The sequence below is a fragment of the Rhodococcoides kroppenstedtii genome, from assembly GCF_900111805.1.
In the GTDB taxonomy this organism is placed as follows: Bacteria; Actinomycetota; Actinomycetes; order Mycobacteriales; family Mycobacteriaceae; genus Rhodococcoides; species Rhodococcoides kroppenstedtii.
In genome coordinates, this window is the sequence record NZ_FOJN01000008.1 from 21917 (window position 1) to 43406 (window position 21490).

19 protein-coding genes and 1 pseudogene are annotated in these 21490 nt (G+C 69.7%); 7 read left to right on the forward strand and 13 right to left on the reverse strand.

Going from position 1 to position 21490, the window contains the following annotated elements:
• Positions 1-110 precede the first annotated feature (110 nt).
• The gene (locus BMZ18_RS10595; RefSeq protein ID WP_074922158.1) at positions 111-2537 is read right to left on the reverse strand and encodes an outer membrane protein assembly factor BamB family protein; all 2427 of its coding nucleotides are present in this window, start codon (positions 2535-2537) and stop codon (positions 111-113) included.
• A 179-nt stretch (positions 2538-2716) separates the two neighbouring features.
• On the reverse strand, positions 2717-3493 hold the full coding sequence (locus tag BMZ18_RS19685; protein ID WP_068361092.1) for a variant leucine-rich repeat-containing protein: 777 nt from the start codon (positions 3491-3493) through the stop codon (positions 2717-2719).
• A gap of 724 nt (positions 3494-4217) precedes the next feature.
• Here BMZ18_RS19685 and BMZ18_RS10605 point away from each other — a divergent pair.
• The 3 genes from BMZ18_RS10605 to BMZ18_RS19695 all read left to right on the forward strand — a co-directional run bounded on the left by BMZ18_RS10605 (position 4218) and on the right by BMZ18_RS19695 (position 4994).
• Complete coding sequence (locus tag BMZ18_RS10605) at positions 4218-4559, forward strand: hypothetical protein (protein WP_074922160.1); 342 nt, start codon at positions 4218-4220, stop codon at positions 4557-4559.
• Positions 4556-4705 (forward strand): hypothetical protein, encoded by a 150-nt coding sequence (locus BMZ18_RS19690; protein ID WP_156511593.1) that lies wholly within the window; start codon positions 4556-4558, stop codon positions 4703-4705. Before BMZ18_RS10605 ends, BMZ18_RS19690 begins: the two co-directional genes overlap by 4 nt.
• A 142-nt stretch (positions 4706-4847) precedes the next feature.
• Complete coding sequence (locus BMZ18_RS19695) at positions 4848-4994, forward strand: hypothetical protein (protein ID WP_156511594.1); 147 nt, start codon at positions 4848-4850, stop codon at positions 4992-4994.
• A 12-nt stretch (positions 4995-5006) separates the two neighbouring features.
• On the opposite strand, the gene BMZ18_RS10610 is transcribed toward BMZ18_RS19695, so the two are convergent.
• Positions 5007-5699, reverse strand: coding sequence for a GAF and ANTAR domain-containing protein (locus BMZ18_RS10610; RefSeq protein ID WP_068361126.1), 693 nt, complete (start codon positions 5697-5699; stop codon positions 5007-5009).
• A 168-nt stretch (positions 5700-5867) separates the two neighbouring features.
• Here BMZ18_RS10610 and BMZ18_RS10615 point away from each other — a divergent pair, with 168 nt between their 5' ends.
• Positions 5868-6611 carry a polyprenol monophosphomannose synthase gene (locus BMZ18_RS10615; protein ID WP_068361096.1) on the forward strand — a complete coding sequence of 248 codons (744 nt, stop codon included), beginning with the start codon at positions 5868-5870 and terminating at the stop codon, positions 6609-6611.
• A gap of 19 nt (positions 6612-6630) precedes the next feature.
• On the opposite strand, the gene BMZ18_RS19700 is transcribed toward BMZ18_RS10615, so the two are convergent.
• The 3 genes from BMZ18_RS19700 to BMZ18_RS10630 are packed head-to-tail and all read right to left on the reverse strand — an operon-like array spanning position 6631 to position 9344.
• Positions 6631-7737: a hypothetical protein gene (locus BMZ18_RS19700; protein WP_082894900.1), complete on the reverse strand. Its 1107-nt coding sequence runs from the start codon at positions 7735-7737 to the stop codon at positions 6631-6633.
• A 9-nt stretch (positions 7738-7746) separates the two neighbouring features.
• The gene (locus tag BMZ18_RS10625; protein WP_068361097.1) at positions 7747-8859 is read right to left on the reverse strand and encodes a GGDEF domain-containing protein; all 1113 of its coding nucleotides are present in this window, start codon (positions 8857-8859) and stop codon (positions 7747-7749) included.
• A complete protein-coding gene (locus BMZ18_RS10630) occupies positions 8856-9344 on the reverse strand; it encodes an Lrp/AsnC family transcriptional regulator (protein ID WP_068361101.1) in 489 nt (162 codons plus the stop codon). The genes BMZ18_RS10625 and BMZ18_RS10630 overlap by 4 nt, the downstream gene beginning before the upstream one ends.
• Before the next feature lie 221 nt (positions 9345-9565).
• Here BMZ18_RS10630 and BMZ18_RS10635 point away from each other — a divergent pair, with 221 nt between their 5' ends.
• On the forward strand, positions 9566-11068 hold the full coding sequence (locus BMZ18_RS10635) for a tyrosine-protein kinase domain-containing protein (RefSeq protein ID WP_068361104.1): 1503 nt from the start codon (positions 9566-9568) through the stop codon (positions 11066-11068).
• Between the two features lie 4 nt (positions 11069-11072).
• Here the strand turns inward: BMZ18_RS10635 and BMZ18_RS10640 are convergent.
• The 6 genes and pseudogenes from BMZ18_RS10640 to BMZ18_RS10665 form a co-directional block, all read right to left on the reverse strand.
• Positions 11073-12388, reverse strand: a pseudogene (locus tag BMZ18_RS10640) (MCE family protein).
• A gap of 43 nt (positions 12389-12431) precedes the next feature.
• On the reverse strand, positions 12432-13166 hold the full coding sequence (locus tag BMZ18_RS10645) for a TetR/AcrR family transcriptional regulator (protein WP_068361107.1): 735 nt from the start codon (positions 13164-13166) through the stop codon (positions 12432-12434).
• 15 nt (positions 13167-13181) lie between these two features.
• The gene (locus tag BMZ18_RS10650) at positions 13182-14804 is read right to left on the reverse strand and encodes an FAD-dependent oxidoreductase (protein ID WP_068361132.1); all 1623 of its coding nucleotides are present in this window, start codon (positions 14802-14804) and stop codon (positions 13182-13184) included.
• The gene (locus BMZ18_RS10655; RefSeq protein WP_068103388.1) at positions 14804-15775 is read right to left on the reverse strand and encodes an AurF N-oxygenase family protein; all 972 of its coding nucleotides are present in this window, start codon (positions 15773-15775) and stop codon (positions 14804-14806) included. Before BMZ18_RS10655 ends, BMZ18_RS10650 begins: the two co-directional genes overlap by 1 nt.
• A 240-nt stretch (positions 15776-16015) precedes the next feature.
• Positions 16016-16531, reverse strand: a complete 516-nt coding sequence (locus tag BMZ18_RS10660) for an arsenate reductase/protein-tyrosine-phosphatase family protein (protein WP_074922161.1) — start codon at positions 16529-16531, stop codon at positions 16016-16018.
• 22 nt (positions 16532-16553) lie between these two features.
• Positions 16554-17714, reverse strand: a complete 1161-nt coding sequence (locus BMZ18_RS10665) for a GGDEF domain-containing protein (RefSeq protein WP_068361115.1) — start codon at positions 17712-17714, stop codon at positions 16554-16556.
• A 196-nt stretch (positions 17715-17910) separates the two neighbouring features.
• Between BMZ18_RS10665 and BMZ18_RS10670 the strand changes: the two genes are divergently transcribed.
• A complete protein-coding gene (locus BMZ18_RS10670) occupies positions 17911-19257 on the forward strand; it encodes an NAD(P)/FAD-dependent oxidoreductase (RefSeq protein WP_244516489.1) in 1347 nt (448 codons plus the stop codon).
• A 137-nt stretch (positions 19258-19394) separates the two neighbouring features.
• Positions 19395-20879: a DUF7159 family protein gene (locus BMZ18_RS10675; protein ID WP_068361120.1), complete on the forward strand. Its 1485-nt coding sequence runs from the start codon at positions 19395-19397 to the stop codon at positions 20877-20879.
• A 56-nt stretch (positions 20880-20935) separates the two neighbouring features.
• On the opposite strand, the gene BMZ18_RS19375 is transcribed toward BMZ18_RS10675, so the two are convergent.
• A complete protein-coding gene (locus BMZ18_RS19375; RefSeq protein WP_068103378.1) occupies positions 20936-21487 on the reverse strand; it encodes a YdcF family protein in 552 nt (183 codons plus the stop codon).
• Positions 21488-21490 lie beyond the last annotated feature (3 nt).

The window sequence follows — 21490 nt, forward strand, 5'->3', positions numbered from 1 at the left end:
CGGTGCAGTAATCGGTGTACAGCGCCGTTGTCCGCACAGGATCCGTGAACCCGTCGCACATGCCCCCGCACCGCGGGCGAAGGTCGGTCGATTGATCCTCGCCTGCACAGTCACCGACTCGCCGTACTCCCCGCAATCGGGTGTGTAGCGCTGATGAGTTTCGCGAAACAGTGGTCGGCGTCGAGGCCGTTCTGGTCACACCACCGGTTGGCCCCGGCGGGGTCCGAGAACGTGGTGCCGGCGGCCGTCACCCAGAAGTCCGAGAAGCTGAAGACACTCCACTCGCCGGACCACATGAGCTTGACGTTCGGGTACCTCAGGCGCAGATCGAGGTGCTCGGCAAGCGTGGACGAGTTGTTCCACGTCGTCCCGTCGGCGACCAGGCCCGGCTTCTTCGAGCTCAGCTGCGGAACCCACCGCTCGCCGAGGTCCCGCAGGATGACAGGCCGGTCGGCGTTCGCGATCGCGCGCAAGGCGTCGAAGGCAGCGGACTCGGACGTGCCGGTGACCGGCTCGGCCGGTGCGGAGGCCGTGACCGGTTCGATGTCGGAGCCGAGCTGCGCCCGCGCGCCCGAGGACTCCCCACGGTCGCAGTCCACCACGTACCTGGTCCCGCCTGACGTCGATCCCCTGGTCGAGCCCGTGGAGGAGTCCGGGGGCAGCCAGAAGGAGCCGACCGGGAAGCGGAACGACTGCTGGACCGAGCTGTTCCCACCTCCGCTCGAACCCAAGCCGGTGGTGTCGGCCCCCGGAATCGCGAGGGGAGCCTCCGACATGTCGAACACCGCGGAGGCCACGTTCGCTCCGCCACGGGTGATCGACAACCGCATCGCGTCGGACGACAGGACGTCACCCGCCGGGCAGGTGGCCCGCACCTCCATGGTCACCACCAACGCGCCGCTGTCGGTGGTCACCTCGGTGGGGGTGAATGTCGGCGGAGTCCCGCACGCCGTCACGTAGGAGTCGGACGAGTCCGAGCTCCCGGCGTCGGCGTCACCGGCCGCGACCGCGCCGGCGGGCGGGCCGGTCGGGTCGAAGCGGTGCAGGACACCGGAACCTGCATACAGGAGCCCATCGCCGACCGTCTCCAGCGTGCCTCCTCGTTCGTCCAGGGGGTACAGCGGAACGCTCCACAGTGCCGATCCGTCCTCCAACGAGAAGGCGGCCAGCGTCGAGTCCGCCGTCGACAGGAACGCGCGACCGTCGGTCGCGTCGACGGTCGCGCCGTAGCGCGGCGCCGTCCACAGGGTGTCGCCTGTCGCCACGTCGAGCGCCTCGGTCACGTCGCCGGACGGCACGACGATCGTCGATCCGATCATCGCTGCCTCGGACATCTTGTCCGAGAGATCGGGACGGGCCCAGCGGAAGTCACCCGTCACGGGGTCGAGCGCTCCACCGCCGCGATACAGGAACGGTGCGGACGGGTCCGCGTCGGCGACGAAGGCGTAATCGACCGGGAAGTCCTGCGGTGTCGCCGTGGTCAAACCGTCGCTGGAGACGATCGCCGGCGTGAATTCGCCGCTCGACGGGTTGTCGGGACACCGGCTGGCCATGACGGCGCGCCCGCCCATTGGATACGAGTACCCGGTGTTCGAGATGACGAGGTCGCCGTCCGCGGTGTTCGCCACCACCGACGTGCCGGAGTTCTTGACCAGCACGTCACCGATGACGTCGAACGTGTTGCTGTCCCCGCTCCCGGTGACCGAGCAGCGGTTGTCGGGATAGGACCGGGACCACGACGCCGTTGGGTCGTCGACGGTGCCCTTGCTGATGACCGAGGCTTCCGCGTTCTGGTCCCAGCCGCTGACGTAGAGGTCGGATCCGCTCACGTAGACGGCGCCGACGTACGCCGCCACCTCGTGGGTGGAGTCGGCGGCACCGGTCGAGGCGTCGAGAAACTGGACGCTGCTGGACCCGGGAGTCGAGCCCCGGTCGATGCAGGGCAGCCGTCCGTCGAGCGTGGCGTTGGCGCACCCACCGAAGTTGTCGATCACGTGCGTCCACTCGACCGTGCCGTCGGTGGCGTCGACCGCCGCGATGGTCGTCGACCGGGTGGATCCGTCCCGTGCGGCGACGAAGGCTCGCTCGCCGTCGACGACGGCACCGGGCCGTTCGTAGTCTTGCTCTCCGAACAGAGGGTTGAAGAAGTAGCTGTCGGACCCCGGAACCACCGTGGACGGCTCCAGCGACCAGACCGCGGTCGGCGCAGTGGGGAACGTTCCCCCGGTAAGAGCGTCCGCGACAACCGTTGTCTGCGAGCCGAAATCGGGCCGTACGACCACGACGACGGCCGCCGCCAGAGCCACGACGACGGCTGCGACAGCAGCGCCCAGAAGGACGACGCGACGACGTCCCGACCTCGGCGCGCTGCCCGGTTCGGTCGACGACGCGGGTGCGTCGCCCGAACCGGCGAGGGGCGCGGGCGCCGGTTCCTCGGGGGTCAACGGACGGTTGGGCGCAACCGGTGGGGCGGGGGGCGTGTCCGTGGTCGACGACGGGGTCTCCGGCGTGGTGCGCGGCGACTTCGACAGCGACACAACGGGTGTGGTCTGTCGGGGCTTCTCGGTGCGCTTGGTCAGCGGGATTACCGGCCGCTCCTGCGGAGGCGGTGGTGGCGACGGCGCCGACTGCGAACCGGTGGACGGCGGGGGTCCGGGTGGCGGCGGGGGCGGCGGTCCGGGTGGTGGCGGCGGCGGTGGCGGCGGGGGAGCCCCGGTCATACTCGTGCGGCCAGGGCGCGTTCGACCTCCGGGTCGCCGAGGCCGCGAAGCCAGTCGAGCAGTCCCGGATAGCAATTGGGGTTGGCCGCCACGGTGGACCTCAGTGAGGGCTCGTGCTCCGCGATCTGCGAGAGCACCGCCTGCGGAGTGGTCGGGTCCGACGCCTGCGCCGCGGTGAAGCGGGACGGAGCGGACGACGGGGCCGCCGACGTGGGCGCGGGGATGACGACGGTCGGGTCGGTGACCGGCGCCGCCGGAACCCCGGACTCCACTGGCTGCTCACTGGCGAACACGATGTCGTTCACCGCCCGCTTGGCCGCCTCCACCTTCGCGCGCTCCGATTTCGAGGCTGCAGCGAAGAGGACGCCACCACCGTGGTTGCGGAAGCCGATGCCGAGTTCGTGCGCCGTGTAGAGCAGAAACGCCCCCAACCCGATCACCAGCAGACCGATCACGGAGAGCGCGGGGCTCAGCGCAGCCATTCCCGCGGTCAGGTACAGGCCCATGATGACCCCGAGGCCACCCTGGATGAGCTTCCGTGTCGAGAACGACTCCCCGGCATTGATCTGGGAGACGTGACGCAGTGGGCTGGTCTGTTCGTTGTAGCCCCTCGGGATGATGCCGAAGATTGCATTGGGCTGTCGCACGATGACCCGGCGGTCGGTGATGACCATGGTCGTCTTGAACTGCGTCAGAATCATATTGGGGCTGAACTCTTCCGAGAAGCGCGCTCGCTCTCCGGTGGCGAGCGTGATGTCGGGGATCTGGTTCATGGCCGTCCGTTCTGTGTGTATCGACCGGAGAGCCAGTGTTTCCCGGAGGATTGTCGGCCACAATCGCCCGAACGAACGACACCCACACGCCGGCGGTTGACGAGTTGTCCTTTGAACGAAGCAATCTGCGGCAGATGTACTGTCGCGGAAAGTCGGGCGTGCAACCTTCAGTCGTGGCCTCGAACCTTCTGACATCGGTTCCGTCGGCGCGGGTGGTCCGTGGCGCTGCGTGCCGAGTCGACCGGTCGCCGTCCCGTCCAGCCGAGGATTTTTTCGAGGTCAGGTGCGGGGGCCGTCGCATACCCGGGCGTCAGCGCCCACAACTCGCGTCGAACACCGGGATCCCGGAGATTCGACCGAATTCAGGGCACTCGCGCCCGCGAGTATCGCCACAAGATCCGCGCGATAGCCGCGAATTCGCGGATTGTCACCCGATAGTGTGCCGAAACTCGCGCCCCCACCTACCTCCGCGACGATCTCCTCCGCGGTACCCGGGGCGTGAGGACTGCGCCGACCGATAGTGGAACCTACCCCCCCGCGTTCCGGGCCCACATTCCACGATCCGAGGTCGCGTGCCTCCCGAACCGACCGCCGACCTTGCACCCATGTCCCCGAACCACTTTCGTGCGCCCACATCATTCACACCCATCCCACCGCCCGGGTTGACTGAACCCATCGGGGGAGCGGCATCCGGCCGCCCCCGGGTCGATGGGGGAGAGATCAGATGGTGGGTTCGGCGATCGTGGCGGCCACGGCGATCACGGCGGCGCTGGCGGGCGGGGGGCTGCCCTTCACGCCCGACATCCAGGGCGTCGTGGAGTCCGCCGAGGTGCAGGTGGACGAGTGCTCGCAGGCCGTGCTGTCCAACGGCATCGGTGCGGCCGGTCTGGGGGCGGCGATCGGGGCGTCCGGCGGTTGGGTCGGGACGGCGGTCGGTGCCGTGCTCGGCGGTGCCGGCGGGGTGGCGGCGGGCGTCGTCACCGAGTGCCCCCGCGAGATCGAGGGACGACCCGTGCCGGCGCCCGACGAGCCGCGGGTGGGTCACAAGCGCAACTCGCACAAGTGACGCGCAGTCGGCATCTGTTCGTGGCCGCCATGTTCGCCGCCGCGGCGTCGGTGGGGTTTCTCACCGGCGCCGGGGCGGTGGCGTCATGGTGCTTCGTCGGCGCGTCCGTCGTGTTCGTCGTTCGCGGTGCACGAGCACGTGAGTGACCCGTGGGGCGTCAGAGATCCATGAGGCGGCGAACCGCACGCCCCTGTAACAATTCGTTGCAAATACCGAAGAACAACCAGGGAACGGAGTCGGAAACGGTACCTTTCCCCAAAACGGAGACTTCCACCCCAGGAGCACGAGATGCGGCGCCCCCATACCGGCCTTCATGCGGCCCTTCTTCGTCGCTACCCGCTGAGCCCGTGGCTGCACCTGTTCCCGGCCAAGCCGGCGCAGCAGGACGTCACGTCGACGACGGTGAACCCGCCCAAGACCACCCACGCGGCCTGACGCGCGGCGCGGCTACTGCAGCCGCGACTCCACCACCTGCTCGGCCAGCGTGACCACCGGGGTGTTGGTGTCCTGGGAGAGCTTGCGCAGCATCTCGAACGCCTGCACGGCGTCCACTTTGTACTCCACCATGATCATGCCCTTGGCCTGACCGATCACGTCGCGCCGAGCGATGGCGCTGGCGAACCCGCCGAACTGCTTGCTCGCATGGAGAGCCAGGGCGGCATGGGTGGCGTAGACCAGGCCGATTTCGGCGGAGTCGTTGTCGAACGCCCCGACCGCGTTCGAGAAGAGGTTCAGCGCGCCCTGTGAGCCCTGGTGGGTGAACAGTTGGAACGACATCGACGACCGCGCGGGCGTCTCCGCGACCACCCGCGCCGAGAAGTCCGGCCACCGGGGGTCGGACTCGATCTCGTCCACCCGCACCATCGGCTGCTCCCACGCAGCCTCCAGGCACGGACCCTGGTCCGTCTCCTTCTGCAGCCGATCGAGCGTGTTCATCAGCGGATCCGTCGGCGCGAGCGTCCGGAACGTCTTGTCCTTGCTCACCAACAGCACGCCGGCGTACTGCGCGCCCGGCACGTGCTCGATCGCGCCCGCGGTGATGGCGTCGAGAACACGGCCCTCGCCGCCCTCCTCGCCGACCCCGGTGGCGTGCATCTGCCGTGCCGTCTCGGCGATGGCGCGATGGACGTCGATCGTCATGATGCTCCTGCTCCTGTTCACGCTCGGAAAATCGGACTCGTTCTCGGTACTCATCTCACCACGACCGGTTCGACGCAGCGCCGAGAACCAGACGAGCGGGACCGCGCCGCGAACCGTGCCGTATGTCCGGTTCTTGCGATTCGCGAGCCGATCGATCACCATTCCACGGTGTCGGAAGCCCCCACAGACCCCCGCATCACCGTCGTGGTCCCCACGTACAACGAGCGCGAGAACCTCCCCAAGCTCGTCGGCATGCTCACCGACCTGCAGTTGCCCAACCTGGGAGTGCTCGTCGTCGACGACGGATCGCCCGACGGCACCGGCGACGTGGCGGAGCAGCTGAGCCGCGACGCCGCCATCCCGGTGAGTGTTCTTCATCGCACCACCAAGGACGGCCTCGGCCGCGCGTACGTCGCCGGCATCGTGCGGGCCCTGGACGACGGCGCCGACATCGTCATCCAGATGGACGCCGACCTCTCGCACCCCTGCGAGGCCATCCCGCGCATGGTGGCCGAGTTGCGCACCACCGATGCCGCCGTCGTCCTCGGCTCCCGCTACGTTCCCGGCGGCGCCGTCGCCGAGGATTGGCCGTGGCATCGCAAGGCCCTGTCCAAGTTCGCCAATCTCTACGTGAACGCCATCCTGCGGCTGAAGGTGCGGGACGCGACGGCCGGCTTCAAGGCCTGGCGCGCGTCGACCCTGCGTACCATCGACGTGGCGTCGGTCGGCAGCAACGGCTACGCCTTCCAGGTGGAGATGAACTACCGCGTCATCAAGCACGGCCTGCGCATCGCCGAGGTCCCCATCCGCTTCGAGGAACGTGTCGACGGCACGTCGAAGATGAGCCTGGCAGTACAGCTGGAGTCGGCCGCGGTTCCGTGGCGGCTGCTGCGCTCGGGCATCGGCCGGTAGCCCGCAGTCGACCCGTCCGTCAGTCGGTGCCGAGCCGACTCTTGGCCGCTCGTCGCCGCGCTGCTTCACGATGGCCGAACGTGGCGCCGAGAATCTGCTCCTGGTCGGCAACCGTGGACCCGACCGCACCGGCCACCGTGCCCAGCGAGGCCGCGAGCCAGGCCAGCCGCACGTAGTCGACGGCCCCGGCCTCGCGGCCGATCTGCTCGGACAGGAACTCGGGAGAGATCACCACGGCCGACGCCGCTCCCACCACGACGAACAACGCGGCATACATGACCATCACGCCCGCGAGAACCGTGGCCAGGGTGGCCATGTTGTACATGGCGCGGTCCACACCGGTCTGGCGACGAGTTCGCCGCTCCCACAACCCGTTCGGCAGGATCAGCCACGCCGTGATGAGCGCGAGGGCGGTGACGGAGACCCACATGAGCCGCAGGATCGACATCGACGCCGCCATCTGCCAGATGCTCGAGTAGAAGACACCGAACGCCGACGTCGCGGTCGCGGCGGCCAACGCACCGGACAGTGCCGGCACCAAGCGCCACGGCCGGTTGGTGCGAATCATGCCCGCCACCATCCGGGTTCGGCCGAGCAGCGCCGGGGCCACCAGGATGTCGTGACCGGAATCGACGGCCCAGTGCGCGAGACCCGTGGCGGGAGTGGGGTGATCGGGCGCGATTGCGCTGCCGTCGTCCGTCTCGTCGTCCCGCCGACGCATCGAGTCGATCGCCGTGAGCGCCACGGCGCCGGCCCGGCGGGCCACGGCGCGCATGCCGAACGAGGGGACGTAGAGCACCACCATCGAGGTGCCGACGATCTCGGCGAGTACGGGGCGCGACCCCACCCGCCGGGGAATCTCGGAGACGCACACCGTGATCGTCTCGGCCTGACCCTCGTCCGACCCGCCGGTCGCGAGCAGCGACGCCCATGTCTCCATGTCCGGTCGCCCGCTCTCGACGGGCGGCAGGGGGAGCGAGACCGACTCCGCCCGTAGCACGGTGCCCGACGCGAGCCGATGCCCGTCGAGGCGATCCGTGACCTTCTCGGCGACGGCGGTGGCGAAGCCCGGGTCCGCCGCGATACGCACCGTACCGGTGCCGTCCTTGGTCCCCGACGCGCTCACCCCGGTCGGCTACCCCCGGGGGCTGCCGTGAAACTGGACGTTGTCTCGTCCCGCGCTCTTGGCCCGGTACATCGCGATGTCGGCGCGGTGCATCCCGAGGCGGATGGTGGACCGGACGTCTTGCTCGGCGACGTCGTCCGGCGTCACCAACGACGCGCCCACGCTGGCGGTGATGGGGACCGCGTCGGTGGGCACGTGCAGGCGGTGCCGGGCGGACTCGGCACGGTCGACCAGTTCGGCCGCGTCGACGTTCTTCGCCGTGATCACCACCAGGAATTCCTCCCCGCCTCGCCGCGCGACCAGGCCGTCGTCGCCGACGAACGTCGCCAGGCGGGACGCGGCCAGCGCCAACACCTCGTCGCCGACGAGGTGGCCGTGCAGATCGTTGACCCGTTTGAAGTGGTCGAGATCGACGAGCAGGAAGCCCAGGGCCACGTCGTCGTCGACCCGCCGGAGGACCATCTGCTCGAGACCGCGCAGGTTGAGCAGGCCGGTCAGCGGGTCGGTCTGCGCGCGCCCGATCTGCGTGCGCAGGTTGCTGTGCAACGTGGCGGACGTCTGACTGATCACCGTCATCGTGCCGTTGACGGCCAGCCACAACGACACGCCCGCGGCGGCGAGGGCCAGGGTGTCCGCCGCCGGGTCCATCGCGGCGCGCAGCGTGATGATCAGGATGACCGCGGTCGTCGCCACGACGTGGAAGCCGACGGCGACGGACGTTCCGAAGAACGCGACGAACGACGAGACGACGGCGAACAATGCGCAGCCGAAGAGTGCCGTGCCCTGGTCCCGGAAGAGCAGCAGGAAGGCGGCGGTCCCGACGTCGGCGTAGACGGTGAAGGCCAGGGCCAGAGCCGCCTGACGGCTGGGTCTGTTGAACCACAGGAAGGCCGTGCGCGTGCGGTAGACGATCAGGGACACCGGCACGGTGCTGAGCAGGATGCCGACGGCGGCGATGCGCGGCGCGCCGGGCGCGGGCCCGGCCGGAGAGCCGAGAATCAGCAACGCACCGGGGAGCGCGAACGCGGTGATGAGCACGGCGATGCGCCGACGCACCAGGTCGACGATCGCGGGCTGGTCGGGAGTGTCCTTGGTGAACCGGCGATCCGCCGGCGGCGTCATCGCGACGTCCTCCCGTCGTCGTCGGCGAGACGCTCGATGAGTGGCTTGGTGCGATAGGGAATGGCCTCGCGCATGATGACCGAGACGGTCGTGCGTTCGATGCCGGGCACCGCCAGAATGAGGCCGGCGACGCGATAGAGATCGTCCGCGTCGGTCGCGGACACCCCGATGTGGAGATCCGCCTCGCCGGACACCCCCACCACTTCGGTCACCTCGGGAATGTCGCGCAATCGATCGATGACGGCCTCGAGTCGGTGTTGATCGGTGACCGCTCCGACGTAGGCGCGCAGGGGATAACCCAAATCCCGGGGTGAGACCAATCGATCGATGCGGCCCAGCACCTGTGATTGATCCCAACGTGCAAGCCTGGCCTGCACCGTGTTTCGCGCGAGACCGAGCAACGACGCCAGATGGACGCCCGTCGCGCGCGGCACGTCGCACAGGGTCAACAACAGCCGCGCATCGGTACGGTCCAGCTTGCTCACGGGGAAAACTGTCTCACAGCGGACGCCCGTGCTCGGGGGTAATGCGGCGGGAAAACAGGGCAGTTTCCGGTTATCGATGCGGGTCTCGGGGCCGGGTACCGACCGGTGTGCTCGAGGTGCTCACACCCCGCCCAGTCGATAGGGTGAGCCGAACACGATCGAGTTCCGCGGCGTCACGCCCGTCCTCGACGCGGTGGGGAGACCCGGACGAGGAGCAGTCGGTGGAGATATCGGATTACGTCAGAATCCTGCGCGCGCGGTGGATCGTCATCGCCTTGACGACGGTCGTCGCCGCCGCCGCGTCCCTCGTGTTCTCGTTGGTCTCGACGCCCGTGTACGAGGCCTGCACCCGGCTCTACGTCTCAACCGGATCGTCGTCGTCCTCGGTCACCGAGGTCTACCAGGGCAACCTGGCCTCGCAGCAGCGCGTCGCGTCCTACACCCAGCTGCTCGGCGGCGAAGCGGTCGCGGCCCGCACGGTCGACGCTCTCGGACTCTCGCTCACCCCGGCGCAGCTCGCGTCGAAGGTGCGCACCACCTCCTCGCCCGACACGGTGCTGATCGACACGTGCGTGTCCGATGCGAACGCCGTCACCGCCCGCGACCTCGCCAACGGCATCGGCACCACGTTCGTGGACTTCGTCGACGATCTCGAGACCCCGCCCGGCGGCGGCGCCGCGCTCGCTCAGGTCAGCGTCGTCGAGCCGGCGCAGGTGCCGGCCGCGCCGATCTCACCGAAGACCACCCGCAACCTCGCGCTCGGCATCGCCGTCGGTCTGCTGCTCGGCATCGCCCTCGCGGTGATCCGCGACCGGCTCGACAACACCGTCAAGGACCGCGAGACACTCGCGGGCCTCAGCGACAGTCCCGTGGTGGGCGTGGTGCCGTTCGACAAGACCATCAAGGAGGAGAACGCGCTCTCGTTCGCCGAATCCTCTTCCGGTACCGCCGAGTCGTTCCGGGAGCTGCGCACCAATCTGCAGTTCCTCGAGGTGGACTCGCCGCCGCGCGTGCTCGTGGTCACTTCCGCCGTTCCCGGCGAGGGCAAGACGACGACGGCCGTCAACCTCGCGCTCGTCCTCGCCGAGGCCGGGCACCGCGTCGTGCTCGTCGAGGGCGATCTCCGCCGGCCCCGCGTCTCCAAGTACCTCGGCCTGGTGGGATCGGTCGGACTGTCCACCATCCTGTCCGGACAGGCCGACGTGGACGACGTCCTGCAGCCCACCAAGTTCCCCGGCGTCGACGTGCTCGCGTCCGGACCCCTGCCGCCCAACCCGTCCGAGCTGCTCGGATCCGAGGCGTCCCGCACGGTCATGGCCACGCTGCGCAGCCGATTCGACTACGTGGTGGTCGACGCGCCGCCGCTGCTGCCCGTCACCGACGCGTCCGTCATCACCGCCCACGCCGACGGCGCCCTGGTGGTCGCCCGCCACGGGCACACCAAGCGGGAGGAGATCAGCCGCGCCCTCGGCAATCTCGCGCAGGTCGGCGCGCCGGTCCTCGGCGTCATCCTCACCATGACGCCGAACAAGGGGCGCAAGGACTACGACTACCGGCACTACTACGAGACCGACGCCGACGCGCCGCGCCAGGAGGCCGCGTTGCGTCCGCAGGCGCCCGCGGCCGTACCCGAACCGCCGCGCACCGAGCCCGCCCCGCCGCCGCGCAGCGAGCCCGGACCGCGCTTCCGGCGTGGAACCTCGGTTCCGCCGCGCACGTCCTGACGGGTCACCTGATCCGGACGTCGCTGCCGCGCAGGGCGGGTGCACCGACGAGCGCGGCCCAGCCGGGCACGTCCTGCGGATCCAGTCCGCTGCCCTGCCCGTAGACGACGGCGAGGGTGTCGCGTTCGAGCTGCGACCCGGCGTACTGGGTGGCTGCTGCGGGGAGCGGTGAGAACTGCGGCGGGCTCACGGTGGTCACGGTCGTGGGACCGGGGTTCCGGGACGGCACCGCGTAGGACCCGTCGTTGATGCCGCTGCCGGGGTACTGGGGGAAGAACGTGCCGGGTGCCGTGACGTCGTCGTAGCAACTGCCCGGCCGGTCGTCGAACAGGCGCGGCTCGTCCTGATTGGGCAGGTAGCGGCCGCGGGGGTTGACGAAGTTGATGGTGGCGCGGGCGCCCGGGTACGTCTCGTTCACCCCGAGAATGCGCTGCGCCTCCGGGTAGAGCGCGGCGAACTTCGGCAGCACGCACGCCAGGGTGGGGGAGAACTCGGCCAGCAGCTCCACGGCCCCGCGCGAATCGGCGGCGAAGGACACGATCGACTCGGCGTTGGTGTTCACCAGATCGGCCAGCGATCCCGAGGCGCCCGCTGCGCTACGCAGCAGGGTGTCGACGTCGCTGCGCCGTTCCACCACCGTTCCCGTGGAAATGCGCAGATCGTCCAATGCGGCGACCAGATCCGGTGCGGCCGTGGAATAGGTCTGGGACAGGTCGGCGAGACCGCGGAGATCCTCGCGAATGGTCGGGATCTCTCCCGCCAGCTCGGTGACGATGGTATCCAGCCGATCGATGGTGCGACCCAGTTGCTCCCCGTTGCCGTCGAGTGCGGACGCCAACGCGCCGAGGGTGGACGAGAGGTCCTCCGGCGGGATCGCCTCGAGCAGGGGCAGCACGGAATCGAGCACCCGGCCCACCTCGACGGCGTTGCCGGTGCGGTCCTGCTCGATCTCCGCGCCGTCGATGAGACCCGTGCGGCCGGGGTTCTCGGGAATCTGCAGGGCCACGTAGCGTTCGCCGAACAGCGTCTTCGGGAGCAGCCGGGCTGTGACGGTGGACGGGATCCGTTCCGCCTGTGCCGGGTCGAGATACAGAGACGCCACCACCCGGCCGTCCTCCGTCGCCGTCTCCCGCACGTCGCCCACCAGCACGCCGCGCACCTTGACGTCCGCGTTGAGGGGAGAGCGTTGCCGACGTCGTCGAGGACCAGGCGCACCCGGATCGACTCGTCGAACGCCCGCGCGTACTGGGCGGTGGTGAATCCGACGAACGCAGCCACCGCGACGAAGAACGTCAGACCTGCGAGGCGACGCTTCACCATTGCGGAATGGTATAGCCGGAACGCCAGGGAAATGGGCGAAATGTCAGCGAGAAGTGGTGGATTCCGGATCGGTGAACAATGCCTCCAACGGCGTCTCCGGCATCGTGATGCCGCGCGAGGACGCCAATCCGAGAATCTGGATCCACACCGTGTCGGAAAGAAACGCGACCACCTGATCCAGGGCAACGCTGTTCGGGCCCTGTCCCTCCCAGGCGCGCACCGACGCCATACAACCCGAGATCAGACCCGCCACCCACGGGCCGGTGAGCCGCTGATCGTCCGGGTCGAGTTTCGCGCCCACCAGGGCGAGGAAGCCGTCGACGGCGAACTCGATGAGTTCGGCGATCCGGCCGATGACGTCCGCCATCGGGTTCTCGGTGGCCCCCGGTACCGCGCGCTCGGCGAATCGTGTCCACGACGGGTGAGCCACCGCCCATCGCACGTAGGTGTCCACCACGCGGTGCACGGCGGTGCGCGCCTGGCCCTCGAGGACCACCGCGCGGCTCAGATCCGCCTGCAGCCGGTCGCAGATCTCGCGCTGGATGGCGACGTCGAGGTCGGTCTTGTCCTCGAAATAACGGTAGATCCCGGTGCGGTGGATCCCCGCCTGGTCCGCGATCTGCTGGGCCGTCACCGGACCACCCGGATCGTCGTTCCGGTCGAGCACCGCGAGCGCCGCGTCGATCACCTGCGCGCGGCGGTCCGCATTGTGCTGCGCCCAGCGTCGTTTACGACCGTCGTCGGGTCGGCCGGCGGGCGAGGGCGTCTTCTGGCTCATGTGGCCAGAAGTGTCTCACGCCGGGACGACTCCCCATGCTCGCTTGGTCCGCGGCGCCCTTGGCGCCTCTCGGGGCTCCTGGACCCGCGCCTGTTCGTGAGGATCGGAGATCTTCGTCCGGGGTCGGTCCTCCGCCGCACCGCGCGCCGTCTCCGCGGCGTCGAGGCGTCGCCACCCGTCCAGGTCGACACCCCGCCGTCGTGGCTGCGCGGTCGGTGCGGGAAGGCCGGCGTCGAGGTCGTCGAGAATCGACTCGACGGTCTCCTGCGCGCACGTCTTGTTGGTGCCGATGAACCCGCGCGGACCCCGCTTGACCCACCCCGCGACGTAGAGGCCGGGTTCGATGCGACCGCGATCGTGACGGGCGATGCCGGTCACCGGGTCGGTGGGCAGATCCGTGGTGGCCGTTCCCCGGAAACCGATGGCGCGGACCACCAGACCGGCGTCGACGACGCGGGTGGAGCCCGTCGGGACGCCGTCGGCGCCGGTGCGGGCGATCTCGACGGCGACCGTTCGGTCGTCGCCGAGGATCTCGACGGGGGCGGCGTGGAATTCGAGGACGATACGTCTTGTCGCGGGGTCGGTGGGAGCGGGGCGCTCGGCCAACTCCCGGAGTATTCGCGTGTGGCGATCGGTGCCGGCCAGGGTGGCCGGATCGGCCTCGACGACGACGTCGACGTGGGTGGCTTGCTTCAGGCCCAGCAGCTCCGGCACGGTGAACGCGGCGTTCGCTGGGCCCCGTCGTCCGAGGATACGAACCTCGCGGATGGTGCTGTGGCGCAGCTGGTTCAGGGCGTGCGGCGCGATGTCGGTCTGCTCGGCCAGCCACTGTGGGTCACGGGTCAGCATGCGGGCGACGTCGAGGGCGACGTTGCCGTTGCCGATCACCACCGCGCGCTCGTGGTGAAGCGGAACGGTGAGCTCGCGTCGATCCGGATGGCCGTTGTACCAGCCGACCAGGTCGGTGGCGCCGAGGGAGCCGTTCAGGTGCTCGCCGGGAATGCCCAGCTGCTTGTCGTGCGACGCGCCCACGGCGTACACCACCGCGTGGTACTCCGAACGGAGTTGCGCGAGTGTGACATCCGTGCCGACGTCGACACCCAGGCGGTAGCGGAAACCGGGCTGCGACTCGATGGCCGCGAACAGCTCGGTCACCCGCTTGGTCGACCCGTGGTCCGGGGCGACGCCGTGGCGAACCAGGCCGTAGGGGGTACGCAGGCGGTCGATGACGTCGACGGTTTTGATCTCCGGATGCCGGAGCAGCTCGTCGGCGGTGTACAGCCCGGCCGGGCCGGCGCCGATCACGGCGACGCGGAACGGGCCGGGACGACGGAGCCGTCGCTGTTTCGGCACCAGCGCCAGCGGGGTGCGGTCCTCGTGCGGATTCTGTTGGTAGTACTGGGCGTTGAGCTCGAGGAACGGCAGCTCGGCGGGGGTGAGCGCCGTGTCGGGCTTGATGGCGCCCACCGGGCACGCCGTCACGCACGCACTGCAGCCGACGCACGTGGCCGGATCGACGAACAGCATCTCCGTGGTGCCGAACCCCGGTTCGCCGGGGGCGGGATGAATGCAGTTGACCGGGCACGCGACCACGCACGAGGCGTCGGCGCAGCACGACTGCGTGACGACGTGCGGCATCAGGCCGCCGCGGACGCGGGCTCGCTGCGGAACCGCGAGGGCCGACCGTCGATACCCAGGGCGCGCCACACGCGTCGGGACACGGGGTTCATGAGCTGCAGGTCGTCGGCAAGCATCCGGACGTCGCCGAACATGTCGCGCAACATCTTTCGCGATGCTTCGCCATCCCACCAGACCTCGTCCACCACGTGGTCGGGGATCTGCAGATCACGGCGCATGGCGGGGGTGGGCTTGATGATGGCGTCGCACAGCACGCGCATGATCACCGGCATGATCACCGAGATCAGGCCGCGCTGGTAGGTCTTCAGGCGCGGGGCCTTGTGGCGCAGGTACTGGTGGGCGAAGCCGATGTGGCGTGCCTCCTCCGCGACGTGGATCTGCATGATGCGCGTGATCAGCGGGTGCCGGTTCTCGCCGCTGCGCAGGATCGACTTCTGCACGTGGTCGATCGGCTCCTCGCCCGCGAGCACGCCCACGAAGAATCCGAAGGACAGCGGGCCGGCCGCCAGCGGCATGATCGGTGCCAGGGCGCGGAACCAGCGGGGCCCGCCGGCCACCTCGATCCCGATGCGGTTCACCAGCTCCTGGAACATCTGCGTGTGGTGGCACTCCTCCGTCGCCTCGTGCGTGGAGTAGCGGAATTCGGCCTGGCCGTTGGGGAGCCGGAAGGCGTAGTTCATCAGCCCGGCGATGAGGATCTGCTCGAACTGCAGACCCACCTTCATGATGTTCGCCTGCCGGTACATCCCGATCTCGATCTGCCGCTCCGTGCTGAGCGAGCGGTACCAGTCCGTGGCGCCGAGCGGATCCGCCTCGGGGAGGATCCAGCGCGGATCGTTCGGGACCACCGCGTACTCGGGGTCGTCCCAGGGGATGTCGGTGAACGCGTCGAAGTGACGCTCGACGGACGCCTCGGACAGGATGCGCAGCGTGTCCTGGTAGGCGGTCGGGTTCTCGTGCAGAGCGGTCATGGTGGGTCCTCCGCAGGCAGCCGGGGTGTGTGCAACAGCGTGTTGCAGACAAAGTTAGTGCAACTGGCTGTCGCAGACAAGGGGTGGATGGGTCTCGGGGCCGTTTCCGCGGGTGGTGGGGGTGTTCGGCGGGGGTGATCGCGCCGATCCGCTGCAGTTCCAGCAGTCCGCGGCACCTGCAGCCGACGCGGATCACCGGAAGTCGCGCGGATCCCGCCGCGCTGCGCAGCGGGCCCCCGACTACCGCGCCCGGTACCAGGCCTCGAACAGCGGCTGCAGGCAGTCGGCGATGACCTCTCCCACGGCCTCGAAGACGGCCGGGTCCTGGCCGATGGGGTCGTCGATGTCGAGGTCGGTGACGGGGGAGGCGGCACGGGCGGAGAACCAGGCCGCGGGGTCGACCACTCCGGTGCGGCGGGCGAACTCGGCGGCCTCGCGGAGGGTGTAGGTACGACGGAGGGTGCGCGGGGCGACGGTCAACACCTCGTCGCGGTGCCCGGCGGTCATGGTGACGACGATGTCGGCGTCGGTCGCGATGGCAGGGGTGAGCCGTCGGGCGGCGAAGCCGGTGGGATCGCCGCCGAGCGATTCGAGCACGGCGGCGGCGTGGGACTCGACGCCGTGGCCGACCACCGCGCGCACGCCGGCGCTCTCGGCGGTGACGTCGACCTGCAGCTCGTCGGCCCACGCCGTCGTGAGGCGTTCGGCCGTGGGGGAGCGACAGATGTTGCCGGTGCAGACGTAGAGCACGCGCATGAGCGGAGTGTAGGGGTCCGGGTCAGGCCACGTCGTCGTACGGCCGCCGGTGCGGCGTGGAATCGGAGCGCGTCGCCGGACGGTCGCCGGGAGCATCCGGAGGGCAGTGCGCGATGTCGAGGCGGTCGCCGCCGTCGCGCTTCGCGTCGTACATGATGCGGTCGGCCCGTCGGAGCAGGTTGTCGACGTCGCTGTGATCGCGCCGGAACTCGTCGGCGCTCTGCCACGCGAGTCCGGAGCTGGCCGTGACGGGTACGGGATCGTCGCCCCAGTGCACGGCCTCGTGGACGGCGGTGAAGCGGTCCCGGAACGCCGAGGCGGGCACCGCGGCGACCACACCGAACTCCTCGCCGCCGAGTCGCGCGGCGACGGCCCACCCGTCCGTGGCGGCGCGCAGGCGTTCGCCGACGCGGCGGAGGACGTCGTCGCCGCCGGCATGGCCGAGGGTGTCGTTGACGCGCTTGAAGCCGTCGAGGTCGATCACCAGGGCACCGACGACGTGATCGGCCGGGAGATGCATGTGGCCGTGCCCCGCCACTACCTGATGCAGGCCGCGCCGGTTGAGCACGCCGGTCAGGGGGTCGTCGGCGGACCGGTAGGCATCGTCCCGCAGGTGGAACAGCGGCACCTGCGTGAGCAACGGCATGAAGACGAACAGCGTGGCCAGTACCAGCAGCTGCACGACGAGAAGGGCCGTGTCACCGTCGGACGCCCGCGCGGCGATCACCATGAGGATCGCGGACCCCGACACCGTCGCGCCGACGTGGAGGAACAGAGCTGTCATCGGCAGGAAGTGTCCGCAGTAGACGCCCACCACGAGGAACGCGGTGGACAGCGTGAACGCCGTCGGCGCGTCGGCCACGGACAGCAGAGCGCAGAAGATCAACAGGTCGGCGCAGACGACGAAGAGCACCGACTGGCGGTACGTCGGCCACGGTCGCACCCACCAGAGCACGGCGACCACGGCGCCGCCGACCATGGCGGTGATCATCAGCGCCGACTCCGCCGCTCCGGTCGGGCCGATCGGGCTGAGGAACAGCGCTCCGCCGGCCACGACCATCGTCAGGACGATCCCACCGATGCTGCGCCGGTAGTGATCCAGCAGCCCGTGTCGCCGCATGTAGTCGGGGAGCGCTGCATAGTCGAACGGCAGGCGCCGCCACCGAGCCAGCAGACGGAACATGAGGACAACTCCCGAGACACAGGGGGGATCAGCGACGCGAAGCAGAACCGAATCTCGGTAGAAGAGTACCGAAACCTACCGAACGGATCGTTAATCCGGCAGAAGTGTTACAGAAGCAACTTTCACCGGGCGGTGAGACAGCGGGCAACCGGGTACACCTCGACGCACCGTTCGCACGCCGAGGAGGATGACCAGGGTGACCGCGCAGCAGACCGACCCCGACGCCGATCGACTCCCGCGTCGCCGCCCGTCCGTCGTCGTCATCGGGGGTGGATTCGGCGGCCTCTACGCGGCGCGACGTCTTCGCAAGGTCGACGGCGACGTCACCGTGCTCGACCGCGGCACCTCGCACGTCTTCCAGCCCCTGCTCTACCAGTGCGCGACGGGACTGCTGTCCGAGGGATCGATCACCTCTCCGTTGCGCCATCTGCTGCGGCGGCAGAAGAACACGCATGTGGCCCTCGGCGAGGCGTCGGGCATCGACCCCGAGAATCGGACCGTCACTGCGACGCGCATGGACGGATCGACGTTCGAGCTGCATTACGACTACCTCGTGGTCGCCGCGGGCATGCGGCAGAGCTATCACGGGCACGAGGAGTTCGCGCGGCACGCCCCGGGCATGAAGACGGTCGACGACGCCCTGGCGATCCGACGCAAGCTCATCGGTGCGTTCGAGATGGCCGAATCGCTTCCCACCCCCGAGGAACGACGCCCGTGGCTCACGTTCGCCGTCTCGGGCGGCGGCCCGACAGGGGTGGAGATCGCCGGGCAGATCCGCGAACTGGCCACGCGGGCCCTCGAGCACGAGTTCCGGGCGATCGACCCCGGTGAGGCGCGGGTGCTGCTGTTCCACGGCGGCGATCGCGTGCTGGAGTCCTTCGACGAGCGCCTGTCGGCGAAGGCGCAGAAGACGTTGGACGCCGTCGGTGTCGAGACGCACCTGGGCGTGCACGTCACCGATGTCCGTGAGGACGGCATCGAGACGACGACGAAGAAGGACAAGAAGGTCACCTCCTACGACTGCCGAACCGTCCTGTGGACGGCGGGTGTCGAGGCGGTGCCCTTCGCCGGGACTCTCGCTCGCGCTCTGGGAGTCACCCAGGATCGCGGCGGCCGCATCCCGGTCCAGCCCGATCTGTCCGTGGCCGGCCATCCCGAGATCTACGTGGTGGGCGACGTCAGTTCGCTGAACGACCTGCCCGGTGTCGCCGAGGTGGCCATGCAGGGCGGACACCACGCCGGAGCGATGATCGCGAAGACGCTGCAGGGCGAGCGGCGGTACTCGACCCCGTTCCGGTATCGCGATCTGGGATCGGCCGCGTACATTGCTCGTCGTCACGCGTTGCTGCAGGCGGGTCCGATCCAACTGTCGGGGTTCGCGGGGTGGGCGGCGTGGGGCGCCATCCACATCGCGTTCCTTTCCGGCCGACGCAATCGGGCCGGAACCCTGATCAACTGGGCGGCCACGCTGGCCTCCGGAACGCGACGCGAGCGTGCGGTGACCTTCGGCGATCCCGAAACCGCGCGCACACCGTACGCCTGAGCCGAACCGGGCCGTACGTCTGCCGAGGGCGGTGAAAACCGTCGGGGTGACGCCCACTGGGGTGTGTCGTTACACTTCGGGACGGAAAGCAGCGCCCGTGGTTCGGTCCGCTGCACGCGAACTGTCGAAGGCGGCTGATGAGCTCGGTTCTCGGTGTGTCCGTGGGCACCAGTGCGGTGCGCATGGCCAGCCCCGTGCACGAGGTGCACGCAGGTGCGGCCGCGCGGTTCCGCCACCGTGTCATCGACACCAGCTTCGACCCGGCCGAGCAGCTCGCCGCCCAGTCCATCGGCGAGGTGCTGGCCGATCCCGCCATGCCGGACCCCATCGCGGCCACCGGCGTCGCCTATCGCGACGATGCGCAGGCCGGCGCCGTCGCCAAGGCCATGGCCCGCCAACACATCGCGAACTACCGCCTGGTGCCGGAAGTCCACGCCGCGATCAACTACCTGCGCACCACCGGTGACCTGGAGGGCCTGCGGACGGTCGCGTTGTACGACCTTGGCAGTTCCGGGCTGTCCGTCACCGTCGTCGATTTGGAGTCCGGCGAGGTGCTGGCGTCGGAGCGCAGCTTCGTGGTCAGCGGCAACCTGTTCGACGCGCTCATCCGAGACAACCAGATCGGACGCCAGCAGCCGGGTGCCGACGGCGTCGACGAGCGGGAGTTCGAGGCGCGCTGCCGGGTGGCCAAGGAGCAACTGTCCACCAACGGCGCGGTGTGCGTCCCCGGGATGGGCGGCCTCATCCTGCTCTCCCGCGAGGCGTTCGACGCCATGGCGACGGTCCCGATCGAATCGTCCGCGCGGCTCACCCGCGACGTCCTCGCCCGCGTCGACCGTCCCGTCGACGCGCTGGTCCTGGTCGGCGGTGGCGCTCGAATCCCGCTGGTGCGGGACACGCTCGCCTCCTGGGTGGGGCTGCGCACCATCACGCCCGACGAGCCGGAACTGGTCGCCGCCAAGGGCGCTGCCCTGTCCGCGACGCCGGTCGAGCACGCTCCCACCGTCGCGGCGCCGAGAGAGCACGCTCCCACCGTCGCGGCGCCGGTCGGCGACGCCCGTCCCGCGCCGGTCGGTCCTCGGCCGGGGCCGCCCGTCGATCCCGGGCCGGTCGCCGACGAGTCCGCGCCCGAGGACGCTCCCCGGTCGAGCGGCATGGCCTACAGCGAGGTCGCGGATCCACGCGCGGCCGAGACGCCGGCATGGCTGTCCGGTGACACCGGCGCGCCGTCGTCGGACGGGTATCGACGACGATCCAAGGCACCGCTGTTCGCCGCGCTCGGGTTGGCCGTCGCGGCGGCGGTCGGCCTCGTCCTGGGCTACGGCGGTACCACGTCGCAGGCGGTGGACGACGCGTCCACCGGTGCTGACGTCACGTCGTCCTCGACGCCCGTGACCACCACGCCGCGGGCGACGACCACGAGGCCGACGACGACGCCCCCGCCGCCGTCACCGACCACCACCGTCGCACCGCCCGTCGTCGAGGATTCGGGCCCGGTGTACGAGGCGCCCGCTCCGGCACCCGCGCCGGCTCCGGCACCCGCGCCACTGATCCCGGGTCTGCCGCAGATCCAGCTGCCGCCGCCGATTCAGTTGCCTCCGTTGGTGCTTCCGCGCTTCTGATGCCGACGCGAGCGCCGTAGCCCCCCGACGACGCCACCGGATGGGTGGCGCCGCTGCTACGGCGTTCGCGTCGGTGTGCACTCGCTGTCGAGTGCGGCCTTGAGGTATCCGGCGGTCTGATAGACGTAGCTCCACGCCCACTCGGCGATGTTCTGCGAGGTGGGGTTGGCTGCCATGGTGACGCGGCCGGAGAAGCACTGCTCCACGATGAAGCGCGCGCGGGACAGGTGCGGGGTGTAGGTGACCACGATGACGTGGTGCCAGTTCTTCTCCTCCGCCAGGGCGGCGATCTCCTCGGCCTCGCCCTTGGTGGAGTACGGATCGGGGAGGAAACAGCTGACCGTCACCGAGTAGTCGCCGTCGCAGATCTGTTGCATGCGAACGTCGTCCGGCCCGACGGAATTGGACAGCACCACCTCCGGTGCGAGCCCGCTCTCGGCCAGGTCGATGCCGTAGTGGAAGCGAGCGTAGGGCTCCCCGCCGAGCACGACGACGGCGTCGGCGGGCTCGAGGGGATCGACTTGCGGGTGGACGTACACGGGCCATCCCGCCGCGATCACCACCGCGAGCAGAGCCGTGAACGCCACCACGAGGCGGCGGAAGGTCATGGT